General features: G+C 61.8%; 17 protein-coding genes and 3 pseudogenes. 13 read left to right on the top strand and 7 right to left on the bottom strand.

The window, feature by feature from the left end; translation table 11 throughout:
* Nucleotides 1-143: 143 nt before the first annotated feature.
* Nucleotides 144-365 (bottom strand): annotated as a pseudogene (locus tag GGD61_RS36920) (response regulator); the annotation flags it as partial.
* 370 nt (nucleotides 366-735) lie between these two features.
* Nucleotides 736-933, bottom strand: a complete 198-nt coding sequence (locus GGD61_RS36915) for a hypothetical protein (protein WP_183232173.1) — start codon at nucleotides 931-933, stop codon at nucleotides 736-738.
* Nucleotides 934-1,998: 1,065 nt separating this feature from the next.
* Between GGD61_RS36915 and GGD61_RS36910 the strand changes: the two genes are divergently transcribed.
* Together GGD61_RS36910 and GGD61_RS36905 are read left to right on the top strand one after the other, a co-directional pair.
* Nucleotides 1,999-2,205, top strand: coding sequence for a hypothetical protein (locus tag GGD61_RS36910; RefSeq protein ID WP_183232172.1), 207 nt, complete (start codon nucleotides 1,999-2,001; stop codon nucleotides 2,203-2,205).
* Nucleotides 2,206-2,293: 88 nt separating this feature from the next.
* The gene (locus tag GGD61_RS36905) at nucleotides 2,294-2,461 is read left to right on the top strand and encodes a hypothetical protein (protein ID WP_183232171.1); all 168 of its coding nucleotides are present in this window, start codon (nucleotides 2,294-2,296) and stop codon (nucleotides 2,459-2,461) included.
* Nucleotides 2,462-2,710: 249 nt separating this feature from the next.
* On the opposite strand, the gene GGD61_RS36900 is transcribed toward GGD61_RS36905, so the two are convergent.
* Genes GGD61_RS36900 through GGD61_RS36890 form a run of 3 tightly spaced genes read right to left on the bottom strand, consistent with a single transcriptional unit; the run spans nucleotide 2,711 to nucleotide 3,466 of the window.
* A complete protein-coding gene (locus GGD61_RS36900; protein ID WP_312012785.1) occupies nucleotides 2,711-2,998 on the bottom strand; it encodes a hypothetical protein in 288 nt (95 codons plus the stop codon).
* Complete coding sequence (locus GGD61_RS36895; RefSeq protein WP_183232169.1) at nucleotides 2,995-3,243, bottom strand: hypothetical protein; 249 nt, start codon at nucleotides 3,241-3,243, stop codon at nucleotides 2,995-2,997. The genes GGD61_RS36900 and GGD61_RS36895 overlap by 4 nt, the downstream gene beginning before the upstream one ends.
* 13 nt (nucleotides 3,244-3,256) lie before the next feature.
* On the bottom strand, nucleotides 3,257-3,466 hold the full coding sequence (locus GGD61_RS36890; protein ID WP_183232168.1) for a hypothetical protein: 210 nt from the start codon (nucleotides 3,464-3,466) through the stop codon (nucleotides 3,257-3,259).
* 485 nt (nucleotides 3,467-3,951) lie between these two features.
* Between GGD61_RS36890 and GGD61_RS40915 the strand changes: the two are divergent.
* The 6 genes and pseudogenes from GGD61_RS40915 to GGD61_RS36865 form a co-directional block, all read left to right on the top strand.
* A pseudogene (locus GGD61_RS40915) lies at nucleotides 3,952-4,869 on the top strand (Ku protein); the annotation flags it as partial.
* 237 nt (nucleotides 4,870-5,106) lie between these two features.
* On the top strand, nucleotides 5,107-5,559 hold the full coding sequence (locus tag GGD61_RS40910) for an Hsp20 family protein (RefSeq protein ID WP_246786143.1): 453 nt from the start codon (nucleotides 5,107-5,109) through the stop codon (nucleotides 5,557-5,559).
* Nucleotides 5,560-5,641: 82 nt separating this feature from the next.
* Nucleotides 5,642-5,962, top strand: a complete 321-nt coding sequence (locus tag GGD61_RS36880; protein ID WP_183232166.1) for a hypothetical protein — start codon at nucleotides 5,642-5,644, stop codon at nucleotides 5,960-5,962.
* 10 nt (nucleotides 5,963-5,972) lie between these two features.
* Nucleotides 5,973-6,158, top strand: coding sequence for a hypothetical protein (locus GGD61_RS36875; RefSeq protein WP_183232165.1), 186 nt, complete (start codon nucleotides 5,973-5,975; stop codon nucleotides 6,156-6,158).
* A gap of 96 nt (nucleotides 6,159-6,254) precedes the next feature.
* On the top strand, nucleotides 6,255-6,452 hold the full coding sequence (locus GGD61_RS36870; RefSeq protein WP_183232164.1) for a hypothetical protein: 198 nt from the start codon (nucleotides 6,255-6,257) through the stop codon (nucleotides 6,450-6,452).
* Nucleotides 6,449-6,727 (top strand): hypothetical protein, encoded by a 279-nt coding sequence (locus tag GGD61_RS36865; RefSeq protein WP_183232192.1) that lies wholly within the window; start codon nucleotides 6,449-6,451, stop codon nucleotides 6,725-6,727. Before GGD61_RS36870 ends, GGD61_RS36865 begins: the two co-directional genes overlap by 4 nt.
* On the opposite strand, the gene GGD61_RS36860 is transcribed toward GGD61_RS36865, so the two are convergent.
* Nucleotides 6,724-6,993 (bottom strand): hypothetical protein, encoded by a 270-nt coding sequence (locus tag GGD61_RS36860; protein ID WP_183232163.1) that lies wholly within the window; start codon nucleotides 6,991-6,993, stop codon nucleotides 6,724-6,726. The two genes, GGD61_RS36865 and GGD61_RS36860, sit on opposite strands and share 4 nt — an antisense overlap.
* Before the next feature lie 239 nt (nucleotides 6,994-7,232).
* Here GGD61_RS36860 and GGD61_RS36855 point away from each other — a divergent pair, with 239 nt between their 5' ends.
* Both GGD61_RS36855 and GGD61_RS36850 read left to right on the top strand, forming a co-directional pair.
* A complete protein-coding gene (locus GGD61_RS36855; RefSeq protein WP_183232162.1) occupies nucleotides 7,233-7,898 on the top strand; it encodes a recombinase family protein in 666 nt (221 codons plus the stop codon).
* Nucleotides 7,895-8,923 (top strand): recombinase family protein, encoded by a 1,029-nt coding sequence (locus tag GGD61_RS36850; protein ID WP_312012787.1) that lies wholly within the window; start codon nucleotides 7,895-7,897, stop codon nucleotides 8,921-8,923. The genes GGD61_RS36855 and GGD61_RS36850 overlap by 4 nt, the downstream gene beginning before the upstream one ends.
* 212 nt (nucleotides 8,924-9,135) lie before the next feature.
* Here the strand turns inward: GGD61_RS36850 and GGD61_RS36845 are convergent, their stop codons facing one another.
* Complete coding sequence (locus tag GGD61_RS36845; RefSeq protein WP_183232160.1) at nucleotides 9,136-11,292, bottom strand: exonuclease domain-containing protein; 2,157 nt, start codon at nucleotides 11,290-11,292, stop codon at nucleotides 9,136-9,138.
* A gap of 817 nt (nucleotides 11,293-12,109) precedes the next feature.
* Between GGD61_RS36845 and GGD61_RS36840 the strand changes: the two are divergent.
* The 3 genes and pseudogenes from GGD61_RS36840 to GGD61_RS36830 all read left to right on the top strand — a co-directional run.
* Nucleotides 12,110-12,574: pseudogene (locus tag GGD61_RS36840) on the top strand (NYN domain-containing protein); the annotation flags it as partial.
* 178 nt (nucleotides 12,575-12,752) lie between these two features.
* The gene (locus GGD61_RS36835) at nucleotides 12,753-13,058 is read left to right on the top strand and encodes a hypothetical protein (protein ID WP_183232158.1); all 306 of its coding nucleotides are present in this window, start codon (nucleotides 12,753-12,755) and stop codon (nucleotides 13,056-13,058) included.
* A 434-nt stretch (nucleotides 13,059-13,492) separates the two neighbouring features.
* Nucleotides 13,493-14,161 carry a hypothetical protein gene (locus GGD61_RS36830; protein WP_183232157.1) on the top strand — a complete coding sequence of 223 codons (669 nt, stop codon included), beginning with the start codon at nucleotides 13,493-13,495 and terminating at the stop codon, nucleotides 14,159-14,161.
* Nucleotides 14,162-14,187 lie beyond the last annotated feature (26 nt).

Here is a 14,187-nt window from a genome sequence, read left to right as displayed (position 1 = left end):
GCTCCAGCGGAAAAGAAGAACGGTCGCACCGCAATGGTAGGAACGCGCGAGGCAACGTGACGTTCGAGTCGAAGGTAGTCGCAATCCGCGCTTCCGAATTCCTGCAGAGGAGGAGAGACATGAGGTCTGGCATAGATGACCGGCAGTTCCGGATCGTGCTCGCGGCACCGCTCCGCGATCTGCCATCCGTCGACCTGTCCGGGCAGCCTGACGTCGGTGACAAGCACGTCCGCGACGTGGCGCTTGCACCACTCCAAAGCCTCCTCGCCAGTGCTCGCGTGGATGACGTGATAGCCCGCATCCCGCAGCGCTTCGACGACGAATTCGCGGATCAGGGGGTCGTCTTCGACGAGAAGTACGCTCACTGGAAGTACGCTCACTGGCGGCTCATTAGGGATACCAACAGTTACGCATGTCGAACGATGCAATTGCGTGGTCGTTCCCGTCGCAAGCGCGGCTGGGCGAGCGTGGCTGGAGGGCTGTTCAAACGGTCTTGTGCCATGAGAGCTCAGGGCCAGCCAGACGTCGCTCAGGGTCTAAGATCTCTGAGCCGCGCACGGGAATGGCGGGAGCCGACAGAGAGCGAAGCTCACTCCGTCTTGGGCATCCGTCCCTTGCCGCCGCATTTCGTGCAACGGCCCGGGAAGATCCTACGGCCAGTGCCGGTCTCTTCCGCGGGTTGGTGCCCGGTGCCACCGCAGGCGTCGCACTTGATCTCTACGGCTCCGCCCCTTCTCATGCTGCGCCGGCGCCAGCGAAGAGCGTAGAGGGCGGGCTGGTGCGCGGAGGCGGCAGCGGCCTGGCGCTGCCGGCGGGCTTGCTCTTGGCGTCGTAGCTCTTGGCCAGGTCGAGCAGCCGACGCTTGGTGAACGGGTCCGCATTCTCCGCCAGATCGCGCGCTCGCTGCGCGAAGCCTCTGTAGAACTCTTCCACGACGCCACCCCCGCAACAATCACTGAAAGCCCGATTTCAATCTCCGGCGGCGGAGAGGTCAAGAGGCGAGGAGATCGCTGACAACTTTCCGCGAGACTGTTGCAGCCGGAGCCCGGATGGACCTACGCTGCGGCCAGCAGGGGAAATCCGATGGCTGTGCTGTTTTCGAGCCGGAAGCTGTGTCCCACCTGCGGCAAGCCGATGACGGCTGTCCCGGACAATCTCGCAGCGGAGCGGCAGCGTTATGTCTGTACGCACTGCGATACCGATCCAATGCACGATCCCGCCGCCCGCAGGTGGGCTGATAGCCCGCTACGGGCACCGGCCAAGTAGGAGTGCCTTTGCCAAGCGAGCGTTCTGGTATGGTCGCTCGACCGAACCCGAGGTTGCGCCATGCGATTGCTGTCAGTCCTCGTCTTCTCGTTGGTCTGCCTGGTCGCCTGGCCCGCGTCCGCCGAGACGTGCTCTCAAGCCATCGCGCACTGCAAACAGGACGGCTCCCGGCATCCGGACGCGGACGCGAAGTGTAGCGCCGCCGGCAATGCCTGCATGCAATCCGGAAACTTCATCGGGCCGTACACGGGCAAGGTCTGGCGGGGTGTCGCCAAGCGGTGAAGCTCGCCCGGACAAATCCGGAGGCGGCTTCGGGCCAGAGCAGCCTTGCTTCTGGTCGCCCGGTTCGCCTTGTCCGAAATTTAATCTCCGGCGCGTATCTTGAGACGCTGAACCTCGCGGAGGCGATCGATACCTTAGTGCCTGGCCGCGGGGTTGCCCCGCGGCCAGGCGGTCGAGCGCCTCCGGCCTAAGCCAGCCCCAGGCCGCTGGTCGCTCGGCCGTTCTTGCGAAAGCCGAACGCCGGGATCGATACTTTCGCCTGTTGCATCGTCTCAGCCCGCCACCTGTACTGCACCTTCCTATGTGAATCCCGGGCGCGGTGGCGCCGTTCGGAACGAGGAACCGTGCGCGGTCGCCATCGCCTTGCCCAGCCCCGAAGGCCTGCGCCGCGGAGCCCTTAAGTAATCATCCGCAATTTCGCTCGCTCACGACCGGGCGCATGCTGGCGACATGGAGCGCCACATCCTGTTCAAGTGTCGGCGCACCGGCATGAACGTCCAGCACCGGCTCGACGACGATCGGCCCGAGGCGCCGCCGGGAAACACCTACGTACCCGTGCGCTGTCCGGCCTGCATGGCGCTGCACTTCGTCAACAGCACGACCGGCAAGCTCCTGGCAAGCAGCGGCGATCCCGACCACGCTCAGCGCTCTGCCTGATCCATGTACCGACAAATCGCGGCGAGGACTGGCAAGCTCGTCGGCGGCGCACCAAATCGTTTGTAGGTTCCAAACGCGAGGAGGCGCGATGTCGACCGTGGCAAAGCTGCTTGCGCGCAAGCGGGCGCTCATGAAGCGGCTGGAGAGCGATCCCGGACCGAACGAACGCGAGGAAATCGAACGGCTGCTTGCGCGAATCGAGACCGCGCTCAGCCTGCTCGAGCCCGGAGATGCCGCCGCCCCGAGCGAGGAATAGCGCGGAACGCAGACCCGGCAGCCGTATTGCTGCCGAGGCCGATCGTTCTCTCAAACTGTCCAAATGCTTTCGCCGTCCAACCCGCAGGTCCGGGCTTCGTTCCATCGAACGTGCCCGCGGATCGCTCTCGGGGCCGACGCGGTATCTGCGGTCGCAAACTGTGGGGCGGAGCCCGGAGTGCCTAGGAGTCCGGGTCTCCGCAACCGTAACAGCACCGGCGCGCGCATGCCGCTCGGTACAAAACCAATTCTACGCCTTCGAGCGCGGTTCGCTTTGACCGATCTCAACTTCGCGTGGTCGAGCAGCGGCGCCCTTCCGCAACGCATCGAGCTGGCCGCAGAGGTCTTCGACCCTCGCCCGCATCCTCGTCAGCAGGAGTTCGGCCGAGGCCGTCGCGACGCCAGCGCGCTGCAGCATGCGGATCTCGCGCTCCTGGGCGCGGAGCTGACCGCGCATGCGCTCGATCTCGTTGCGCGCCCAGTCGAGCTTTCGATGGGAGGGTTCGCTGACTTCGGAAACCATCGCGACGTCCGTCACAGCGTGCTGAGATCGTCCGGGACGTCCCCGAACTTCCGGATCAGCTTGGCGTCGGAAAAATCGCCAATCGAGGGGTCTCCGGTCCGCGAGAAAGCAATGGCGCCGGCGTGACCGGGCTTCCAGGACAGCGCTTCGGCTCGCATGACAGCGGCGTTGGCGCTGAAGCATTCGACCGCCTCGCCAGCGGCTAGGCCGTCGTCGGAGAAAATGAATGGTAGAGCGACGCAATAGGTCACGTCAGTCATCTGGATCGCCCCTCTATTCGCGTGCTCCCGGGAGCCGCCCCCGGGCGTAGCCGCTCGAGACATTCGATCGGAGCTCTTCGAGCTGGCTCTCGAGGAAGTTGTTGGCGACGATAAGGGCCTTGACCGCTTCCCTTGCGTCGCCTCCGCAGGCTTCGATGGCCTGGTCAGCGGCAAGCTCCAGGTCGCCCTCGGCGGGCGCGGCAGGTTGGGGTGCAGCGGGCATGACTTCTCTTCGTTTGTTCCGACGGAGTCAATGGGGCTGTCCGCCCAAATCTGCCACCGCCGGCCCGCGCCCGTCGTGCTCGGCGGCTGTACATTGTGAGTGCCTCAACCCATTTCTTAACGTAGGTTAATCCGCGGACAAGCAACCGGGGGAAGTCGCATGCGGGCATCCCATGAGTTGGAAATCTTCGCGTCCTATGTCGCGCACGCGCGCGAGCAAACAAGCGCCGGCACCGAACTCACACGCACCATGCTGGCTCATTCGAGGGAGCGACTGGCGCAGTCGCGCAAGCTCTTGGATGAGCTGGGCCCTGCTCCTGTGACTTGGCCAAAGCCGTCGCAGAAGGAATGAGTCCTCGACCAGGGAACAGGTCTTCACTGGCGTCAGGCCGAGCTGGATGAAATCGGCCTCGCGACGGCACAATGTCGGAACTGCCGGCTGCCGTTCGTCTTTGAATCCAGGCCACCCAATGGAGCTCTGCGTACATGGCCCCGCGCGCCAACTGGAAAGGCTTCCTGCGTCTGTCCCTGGTGACCTGTCCGGTCGCGCTCTATCCGGCCACCTCGGAGAGCGAGAAGATCTCGTTCAACCAGCTGAACCGGGCGACCGGTCACCGGATCAAGTATCTCAAGGTCGACGCCGACACCGGCGACGAGGTGCCGAATGAGGACATCGTTAAAGGTTACCAGCTCGAGAAGGACCAGTTCATCGAGGTCACCAAAGAGGAGCTCGAGGAGATCGCGCTGGAGTCGACGCGTACCCTCGAGATCGACGAGTTCGTCGACAGGTCCGACATCGATCCGCGTTACCTGATCCGCCCCTACTACATCCGCCCCGACGGCAAGGTCGGCCACGATGCCTTCGCGGTGATCCGCGAGACCATCCGTGAAATGAACAAGGTGGCGATCGGTCGGGTGGTGCTGAACAACCGGGAGCACATCATCGGGCTCGAGCCGTTGGACAAGGGGCTCGTCGGCACGCTGCTGCGCTACCCCTACGAAGTCCGCAGCGAGCAGGAATATTTCGACGAGATCCAGGACGTGAAGGTCACCAAGGACATGCTCGATCTCGCCAAGCACATCGTGAACCAGAAGGCGGGGCGGTTCGATCCGGAGAAGTTCGAGGATCACTATGAGACCGCGCTGATCGACCTGATCAACCAGAAGCGCGCAGGCAAGCCGATCACGTCGAAGGAGAAGCCCGCTGCGAGAAACGTCGTCGACCTGATGGAAGCGCTGCGCCGATCCGTCGGTCAGGAGGCCGCGCCAGCGAAGGCGGCCAAGCCGGCCAAGAAGCCCCGCAAGGCCCCGAGCGGCCAGAAGGAGATGCTGATGTCGATCGAAGGCAAGAAGCCCAATGAGGCCGCGGCGAAGAAATCGGCAGCCAGGCCGCAGCGGAAGTCGCGTAGAAGGCGGGTTCGGCCCGTCAGCCCCTTGAAAAGCCTCTCGCTTGATCGCGACGAGGGATTAACTATCCGAATTTCGGGCGACAAAAATCGCATCGTGCCTCTTGAAACTTTTTGCCGGATTCCAAATTCTTCCGACGTCGCGGGATGCCTTCGGGGTCGCGCGGCTGAGACGGGCGCCCGGACGGTGTCCGGAGCCTGCTCGTACCCATCTTGCTCCAAGGAGGATTTGGATATGAGGTATGATTGGACTCCCCTGTGGAGGTCGAGCATCGGATTCGACCGCCTTTTCGACGCTCTCGACGAGGTCCAGCGGACCGCCGAAGAGACCTATCCCCCCTACAACATCGAACGCATCGACGAGAACAGCTTCCGGATCTCGGTCGCGCTCGCCGGCTTCTCGCCGGATGAGGTCACGCTGACGGCCGAGCACAACGTGCTGACGCTCGAAGGCCGGAAGACGGAGAAGGAAGACAAGGCCTTCCTGCATCGCGGGATCTCGAACCGCAACTTCAAGCGCCGGTTCACGCTGGCCGACTACGTCGAGGTCAAGGGTGCGCGCTTCGAGAACGGGCTGCTGCTCATCGACCTGCAGCGGGAGATCCCCGAGGCGATGAAGCCGCGGCAGATCGAGATCAACGGCGCGGCGCCCGGCAAGGTGACCCAGATCGAATCCAAGGCGGCCTGACCGGACTGCAATAAGGCTTGATCGAGCCGCGCGGGAAAACCCGCGCGGCAACCCTCAGTTCGTCTCAGAAACGGAGGAAGCCATGCGGCCGACGACCGCGCCCGACAACAACGTCATTGATCTGAATGCCATCCTTCACCCCGGCACCGTCTTCGAGCACCTGCGCGACGTAGTGTCTGATCCCGGTCTAAGTCTTTTCGAAAAGCGCGCCATCCTGGCGTCATGGGCGTCCGACGCGTCGGCCATCGCGTCGTGCCCGTCGCTGCGGGCACCGGAAGGACTGAAGGGGCCGGTGACCATCGACGAGATCCTCCAGGCGCTCTGCGCGTTGGACGAGGGCCCGCGGAATCCGCCGGGCGGCAAGCTGATGCGCCTGCGGCCGGTCGAACGTGCTGCGGCCTAGGAGGAGGACAATGCGGACGATCGAGATGCGGCGAGAGAGCCCGGAAGCTTTGGAGCGCGACCTCGCGCGCAAGCTGCAGCAACAAGTTGCCGAGTGGAAGACGATGCGGTCGCCGGCGCTGTCGCGCACGGCCGCCGGCGTGCCGGTCGAGCGACGCTTCAGGCGGCGGGCATTGCCCGGTCGTACTTCAGCCTGATCGAGGCGCAAGCTGGCGGGCCGACCGCAGCAGCGCCAACCTAAGACTTTGCACGGTGCCCTTCGCGGACTAGAATGTTCCCATCGGGGAACGGCAATGGCGCAGTATCGGGTCTACCAAATGGACGAACGCGGGCACATCACCGGCCGCATCGATCTGACCTGCACTGACGACGACGATGCAAGACGCCAGGCTGCCCAGCTCCTCGATGGGACCGATCTCGAGCTGTGGCAGGAGGCCCGCCGCATCGCTTTGTTCACCGCAAAAAAGGACGTCGGTCAATCTGATCGATGAGCCAGAGAGATCCCCCAGCCGGGACCCTGCGCGTCGGCGGCTCCGGATTCGTACGGTCCGACCCGGGCGTGGTCGTTTACGATCTGCAGTTATATTTTCGTGCCATGAATCCCGAGTACGATCCCGAGGACGAGGCGGTCGCGGCGATGAGGCTCGCGGCGGAGACCGACGGCGACGAGCGGCTGACATGGATCCGGACCGCTTTGGCGTGGAGCGAGCTCACACGCCTAAGGGCGGCAACCCGCGGCGCCGGCCGAACGGAAGAAGCGGTCTAGTCGGCCTCCGGCGGACACTCCGGGCAGGTGTCGCCGATCGAATCCAGGACATCGCGAACCTCGGCCACGGCTGCTTCCGGCGAGATGCACGGCGGCGGATCCCGACGTGCGATGTCGAAGGCCCGCTCTCGCGCATGCGGGTCGGCCCGGTCCTGCATCCATCCGTGCTTCTCGCATTGGCGGATCGCGCCGGCCTCCTGCAGGATCGAGATCGCCCAGCCGCGCGGCGTCCGGATCGCTGGTCTTCTCTCTTTCGTCATCAGCATCGAGATCGCTCCTGCCTGGACGAATCCTTCCGCCCGCTCGCTCGTTCCGGGCGGTTAGCACGGGTCAGGGATTCGCAATCAGCTGGGCTGAGGCTTGTCCCCGTGTTCCGCAGCGCTGTGCACAACAGCAGGGGCGCCCGCCACCGGAAGCCGGCTGCCCGCAGTTCGAACGGCGTTGCTATTCAGAACGCGTGGGGTGTATTTGCTGGCGCGGTACCTCTAACTCGCAGGAGAGGTGCATGGGCAACTGGCTCGTTGTTCCCAAAGGGACAAGCTTGGCGAGGCGGAGCCGAGCGCGCCGGGCGGCACAATACGTTCGAATGTCGAGGGAGCTTCAGCGCTACTCGCTCAAGAACCAGATGACGGCCATCGCCTCCTATGCCGAAGCGAACTGTCTCACCATCGTCCGCACCTATGCGGATGAAGGCCGCAGCGGCCTCCGGATTAAGGGGCGGCCCGGTCTCATCGAGCTGATCGACGACGTTCAGTCGGGGCAAGCCGACTTCGATCACATCCTCGTCTACGACGTCAGTCGCTGGGGCCGCTTCCAGGACGTCGACGAGAGTGCCTACTACGAATTCCTGTGCAAGCGGAGTGGTGTGCAGGTCGAATACTGCGCGGAGCTCTTCAAGAACGACGGCACCTTCGTTTCAGGGATCGCGAAAAGCCTGAAGCGCGGCATGGCCGCAGAGTGGAGCCGGGAACTCTCGGTCAAGGTGCACGCTGGACACTGCCGGGTCGCGAGCCTCGGTTACCGGGTCGGTGCTCCTGTCGGTTATGGGCTTCGGCGCTTGTGGTCGACGAAAGCGAGCATCCCAAGGCTTTCCTCGCAAAGGGCCAGTTCAAGGCGCTGCAATCAGATCGCGTTCGTTTGCAGCACGGCTCCGCTGAGGAGGCGGCCGTGATCCGGTCCATTTTCGATCAGTTCGTCCACGGCCGAAGATCGTACAGTGACATCAGGCGACAACTGAACGACGCAGGAAGCGCCAATCACAACGGCCGCCCTTGGACCGACGGCATGATTCCGACCATCCTCGCGAACGAGAACTACGTCGGCAAGACCATCTACAATCGCACCTCGCGACGGTTGGGGCAGAAGCTGGTCAAGAATCCGGATCACACCTGGGTCCGAGGCGCTGCGCAGATCGAGCCTATCGTGGATCCGGGCATCTTCGCACGCGCCCAGAAACTGCTGGCCGAACGGCGCGTGGAGATTCCCGAAAATGAGATGTTGCTGCGCCTGCGCTTCACCCTGCGCCGGCGCGGAAAGCTCAACTCGCACATCATCAACACGACGCTCGGTCTCAATCACGTCTCATCATACGTGAAGCATTTCGGATCGCTGCGGAAGGCGTATGCGCTGATCGGATACGCGTCGCCGCGCGACTGCGACTGGATCGATACCCGGGAGCTTTGGGGCTCCGAACAAGCGAGGCATGCCGCCGAACTCGCGGAAGTGCTACGAAACGACCTTCGTCTTCAGCCGGAGCTCGTTCTGGACGGCATCGGCCTCGATGTCGAAGGCAGGCGGATAGTTTCGTTTCTCATCGCACGGCGGCTGGCGCGTCGGGGAGAAGACCACGCCGCGCAATGGAAGGCCTATCGAAGACAAATCTCATCGGGCCTCCTTGCCGTGATGCGGTTGGATGCGGAAAATCGTGAGATCGAGGACTACGTGCTACTGCCTGCCTCGTTGAAGTCAGGACGCTACGTCTGGCTCTCGTCCAGCTCCCTTCGTCGCCGTCGCGGCGCGGTTTATCGGGAGAAGGGAGCATTGTTCGGGGCGATCAAGGCAACGCTGGCAAAATCCACCCGTGCCGCCCCAACCAGCTCAGCACCGTCGAAAAAGCGACCGAAATCAGGCCAGCCCAAAGCCAAGGGCTTCGGCGGGCGGCGCTCACGGTGCGGAGATACAAAATCGCTCCGATGAGAGTGCCGTAGTTCCTTCGGAAGTCACCGTTCAGTTTCGCAATCTTGGACAGTTCCGAGGAGGTGTCGACGTCATTTGCCATCGGGCTGGCTCCGGTATCTGCGAGGACCAGCACCTTATGAACCACTGTTTTGCCCGACGGCACAAGCGATAATTCGTATTATCGGAATATTTGTTTGCGGAACTGCTTCCCGAGGTGCGGTTCTGAAGCGCTACGCGGCTTCACCGATATTTCTTTCCTGGCTGCGCTTTTGATTGATGAGGTTCAACAGATGGGCCGAGGCTCGCGCATCGCAGAGGGCTCGATGGTGATTCTCAAGCTCAATTCCGTAGATCTCGGAAAGCTTCCCGAGTCCGTAAGACTTGTGTCCCGGATAGCGCCGCCGCATTCCGGCGCACGTGCAGAGCTTCGGAAATCTGAAGCGTCTTCCGATCCGCTCGAATTCGTAGGCGAGGAAACCATAGTCGAAGCTGACATTGTGAGAGACAAATACGCCGTCCGCCATGAATTCCATGAAGCGGTCAGCCACTTCGGCGAACAAAGGTGCGTTCCGAACCATTTCGTTGGTGATGCCTGTCAGCTGAACGATCTTTGCCGGAATGGAACGCTGCGGGTTGAGAAGAGAGTGCCACTCGTCCACGACCTGGTGGTTGCGCACCTTCACCGCGCCGATCTCGGTGATGCGGTCGCCGTTCGACCATGAGCCGGTGGTTTCGATATCGACCACCACATAATCCTGCTCAGGGTCGAAGCGATAGTCGACCCGGCCGATCTCGGCCATGATGCCGGCAGCGCCGAGCTGGCGGAGGCGGGTCAGTCGGTTACGGCGGATCACATCCCCTTCCGCCTTCACCTCCATGAAGGACACCTTGCCGTCGCGCACAAGCATCAGGTCCGGAAAGCCGTCGCGCATGCCGCGGAAGTCGTCGCACATGCTGCCGACGATGCTGGCGATGCCGGCCGGATCGGCCCCTTCGAGCAGCGCGCGCAGCGCCTCCACTTGCACGTGGTCCCAACTGAAGACCCCGTTCGGGCGGCCCCATCTTGCCGCAACGGTGCGAAGGATCAACGGGAGGGCGGATCCGGACGCGATGGCTGCCAGCTTCTCGTCGACCGTCGCGGCGAAAAGCCGACGGAAGCTGCGGTCCTTCAGGCAGTGGGGTAGCCAATCGAACCCGCTGGGCATGCGGGTGCTCTCGAACAGCTCGTCCCAGAAGAGCAGGCCGAACAGGGTGTGCCACAACACGTTTTCGGTGAAGAAAACCTTCGTGCCCTTGCGCCGCAGCACGCCGGCGACACCCGCTTCGGGATTGCCTCGATGGGTGTCGTCGACCGTGATGGTTCGGCCGGACCTCAGAAGTTCGGTGTAGAGCCCTGTACGCCTGCCGCCGAACTTACGGGCATAGAAGTCCGTGGCGAAGAGGTGTTCGCCATCGCTGCCGGGCTCATCGATCATCCGCTGCAGCAGCGCTTCGGCCTCGGCCTTGTCGCCCGTGTTGTAGAGCAGGCGAACCAAGCGCTCGTTGCAGTCAGGGGAAGGACCTGCACGGTAGAGCTGCCGGGCGAGATCGCTCTCGCCCGCCTTCTCGAAGAAGTGCCCGGTTTGGTGCGCGACGCGGCTGCGGAGGTCGGAGGCGAACTCGGTCGTGCAGGCAGGCCCGGCGAGCACGTCGATGGCGGCCTGTCTGCGAACAGCTTCCGATCCGTCCTCCAGGCTGTCCAGGACCCGGCTGTAATGGAACGAGGCGAGCGCCTCTTCGGCATCGGTGAAGCGCGCGCTGAACGAGGTCTGGCGGTTGGTGCGGAGAATTCCCAGGTCGCGCAGCGCGAAGTTCTTCAGGCTCACCTGTGTCTTGCCGAAGTAGAGGTAGAGCAGGAACTCGATCGGACGCGTCCCGTCGAGCGCGATGAAGTTGCGGGCGCCACAGTGCTGCGCGGCCACCGAAAAAGGGATGCTTTGCAGATAATAGTCGATGAACTTTGGCTTCGACCAGGATTTGCGGACGTCTCCTCGCCCGGCCGCCTGCGCTCCGGTGACGAGGATGTCCTTTGGCAGGCATGAGACGAAGGCCGCATAATCCGCGTCGCCAAGCTCGCGTGCATGACCGGCTGCGGTCAGATCGGATGCCGCACGCTCGACGTCATCGATCTCGGGGTAGCTGAACAGGGATCGGTTGAATATGGCACCGCGCCTGTTGATCATCCGGACAAGCAGGCATCGCGCATCTCTCGGAAGGGCCTCGAACCGCGCTATGAAGGCGTGATGCTCCGGACCGAGCACGGAGGCGTACGTCAGCTGCACGAACCCCAGCATTTCGGCGAAGTGGTCGAGATAATAGTAGACTGGCAGTTGCGGCAGTTTGGCCAAGCGGACCTTCGCGGCAGAATCGTTCGTTCTATTTTTGTTCGAACGCCATCCTCGGTGTCAAGCGCGTCGATGCGCTACGGGTGTCCAGGTCGCCGGCACAGCGTCTTCCTTCACACCTCGCGGGACGATCCGCAGCGTCCCGGTCCGGAAGCGGTCGCTGCAGCTTCAACTTCCTCTAAGGGCGCGGTCATCCAGATTGTCGACCTCCTCGGGTGTCCTCAGCCGAGCCCGTCAGCAGACGAGAGGATCACTTCTTCGGGTTGATCCGTCGCCAGAATTTCAGGGATCCATGGTCGGGTTCGTGCGCCATGGCCAGTACGGTCTCTTCGCAGCCATGCAAGACCATCCACGATGGGTGGTATGCCCGCACGCGGGACTCCACCGCGTTCGCGCACAAGTCAGTCATGGGCCAGTTCCGGACTCACGTACCGCAGCAAACGAGACCATATTTCCGCCCGTGCTAACCTCGCAGTCCGGTTCTAGGAGAGACTCACGGCTCGTTCAGCCTCCATCAGATCGCCGTTCTCGCCGCTTCGGCCGCTCCCTTGGCCGGATCATCTTACCAGCGCTGCTCCTGATGATGAGGTCGATCAGAGTGCTTTCGAAGGCCGCGCCGGGCCCCTCCCACTTGGCAATATAGCCGCACTCGCCCGGATGTGGGTCTTCGGGGAGGGCCGAAAGTACGCAATAATTCTAAACGCAAATCACTGGCCCACAATAACAAGAGCTACCGACCTTCCTTTGCTACTGTGCCTCGTTGCTCGCGGCGCTCATCGATCGTGGTGACGCATAGAGGTTCACTTACCAGGTTGCGATTATGTTACGCGACAGCAGGATTGCCTTGTTCATCGACGGCCCCAATCTCCACGCAACGGCTAAGACACTGGGCTTCGACATTGACTTCAAGCGGTTGCTGGAGGAGTTTCAAAAGCGCGGAATGCTCCTACGTGCATCCTACTACACAGCAATAATCGAGGACCAAGAGTATTCTTCGATCCGTCCCCTGGTCGACTGGTTGGACTACAATGGTTATGCCGTCGTCACTAAGACGACCAAAGAGTTCGTCGATGCCAGCGGTCGTCGTAGGGTGAAAGGCAATATGCACATCGAGATCGCAGTCGATATGATGGAAGTAGCTGCGTCGATCGACGAGGTAATATTATTCTCCGGTGATGGCGATTTTCGGTCATTAGTGGAGACGGTGCAGCGACGCGGAGTCAGAGTTACCGTCGTTTCGACTATCTCAAGTCACCCTCCAATGGTTGCCGATGAACTAGGCCGTGTACCCATAAACCGGGCGGCGTGATGCGACTAAAGCAATGTCTGCTTTGCCCCTATAGCGACCGACTTGTGGGGCTGCGCAATATGTCGCGATGGGCCAATAGCCGACCTCGCCAAGTGGCGCGCTATCGTGGTAATGTTACGCGGGATGCGTTCGGGCTCAAGTCGAGACCAACTCCATGAGAGATGAAAAGCCAAGGGGAGTTCTTAAACTCGTCAGCGGCAAGGCCGGCTCCTCGCACGACCCGGCGCCGATAGTCGCGCATGAGACGATGCGTAGCAGCGCCGAACTTGATCCGCTCGTTAGGCAGGTCGTGGCCAATGCCTCCCTGATGAAAAGGTTTCGAGAGACTGTCGGCTGTAACGACGAAGCTCGAGTACGCGCCGTGATCGATGAAGTTAGAAGTTATGCCATCAGCATAGATCCCAATTCGACCTATGCCGAAGGCGCGAAGCTCGCTCTTTTACTTGCAGACTATCGATGAGCCAAATGGCCCGTCGATCTTTCTCAAAGTCTCCCGGGGCGTGAGCCTGACTTGCTTATGCATCGTGGTGATCGCCGTCGTTGTAGTCCCCTTGGAGCTTCTCTTTTATCCCTTCCTGAAATCCATCGGGTGCAGTTTGTCCGATGGACAGCAAGGCTTCACCTGCGACGGCTGGATCGGTGGCTTCACGTCGTCCGTTCTCAACCTGCCGATCCTGTTCAGTGACGCACGAGAGTTTACGTTTGGGCCTTAAGCGCCCTCTGGACGCGGAGTGGCGATCTATTTGTTCGACGGGATCTTCATTCTCGCGCTGGCGTATCCGCTACTGATACTCTTCGCCGGGAAAGGCCGCCGACGAGGAAGCTAACGTCCGCTTCGGGTCAGAAGCGGAAAAATTTACCGGAGGTTAGCACGCGTTAAGGCAAAACCGAAGGATGCTCTTCCTCTTGGAAGCTCACCATGAACAGCCGACTCCATTTCAGCAGCTTCCAGTTTCGCTTTTTGTAGCCCTCTATTGGGCGGTATCAGCGAACACTCTGGTGCTTGCGGCCCCAATCGACCTGTCTGCAGCGCAAGAGGCGCAATCAGGATTGTTGGAGCTCCGCTTTGGGGCAACGACCTTCGCATTTGAACGGGGCGAAATCGGGTGGGTTAGTGGTCACGGGAAGCCCGATAGATCAGTTCCCACGCTGACCGTCGCGCGGAATGCGTCTGTGTTCTTTAAACCTCCGTTTGACATCCCGGCGTGCCTGGACATTGGACAGGTAGTGATAACTAATCAGACCATCGAGCCGATCGTTCGGCAGCGGCTTTTTCTCGGTTACACGCCGGCGGTCACTGAATATCGCGGCATTTCCCAACTCAGGCCACCGTCGGGGCGGCCTATTTTGGATTTGTACCAATTCGAAGCCAGTGACCTCAAAGATTTCTGGGGCGAACAGATAACCTTCTATCGCGAGTCTCTGGCGACAGACGTCAAAATACAATTGACACGCGACACTCATCTGCGCGTCGCAGCCACGGCTGAACGCTGCTTCTTTGAGCGCGGCGAGGCGGCGATCAGGCAATTGATTTCATTCGTGATAGGCAAGATCAAGAAATGAAATGAGAGGATACGCCATCCCCTTGT

It is taken from the genome of Bradyrhizobium sp. SBR1B (assembly GCF_014198205.1).
Taxonomy (GTDB): Bacteria; Pseudomonadota; Alphaproteobacteria; order Rhizobiales; family Xanthobacteraceae; genus Bradyrhizobium.
The sequence above is the reverse complement of the archived record's forward strand: the minus strand, read 5'-3'. Positions and strand labels throughout refer to the sequence as shown.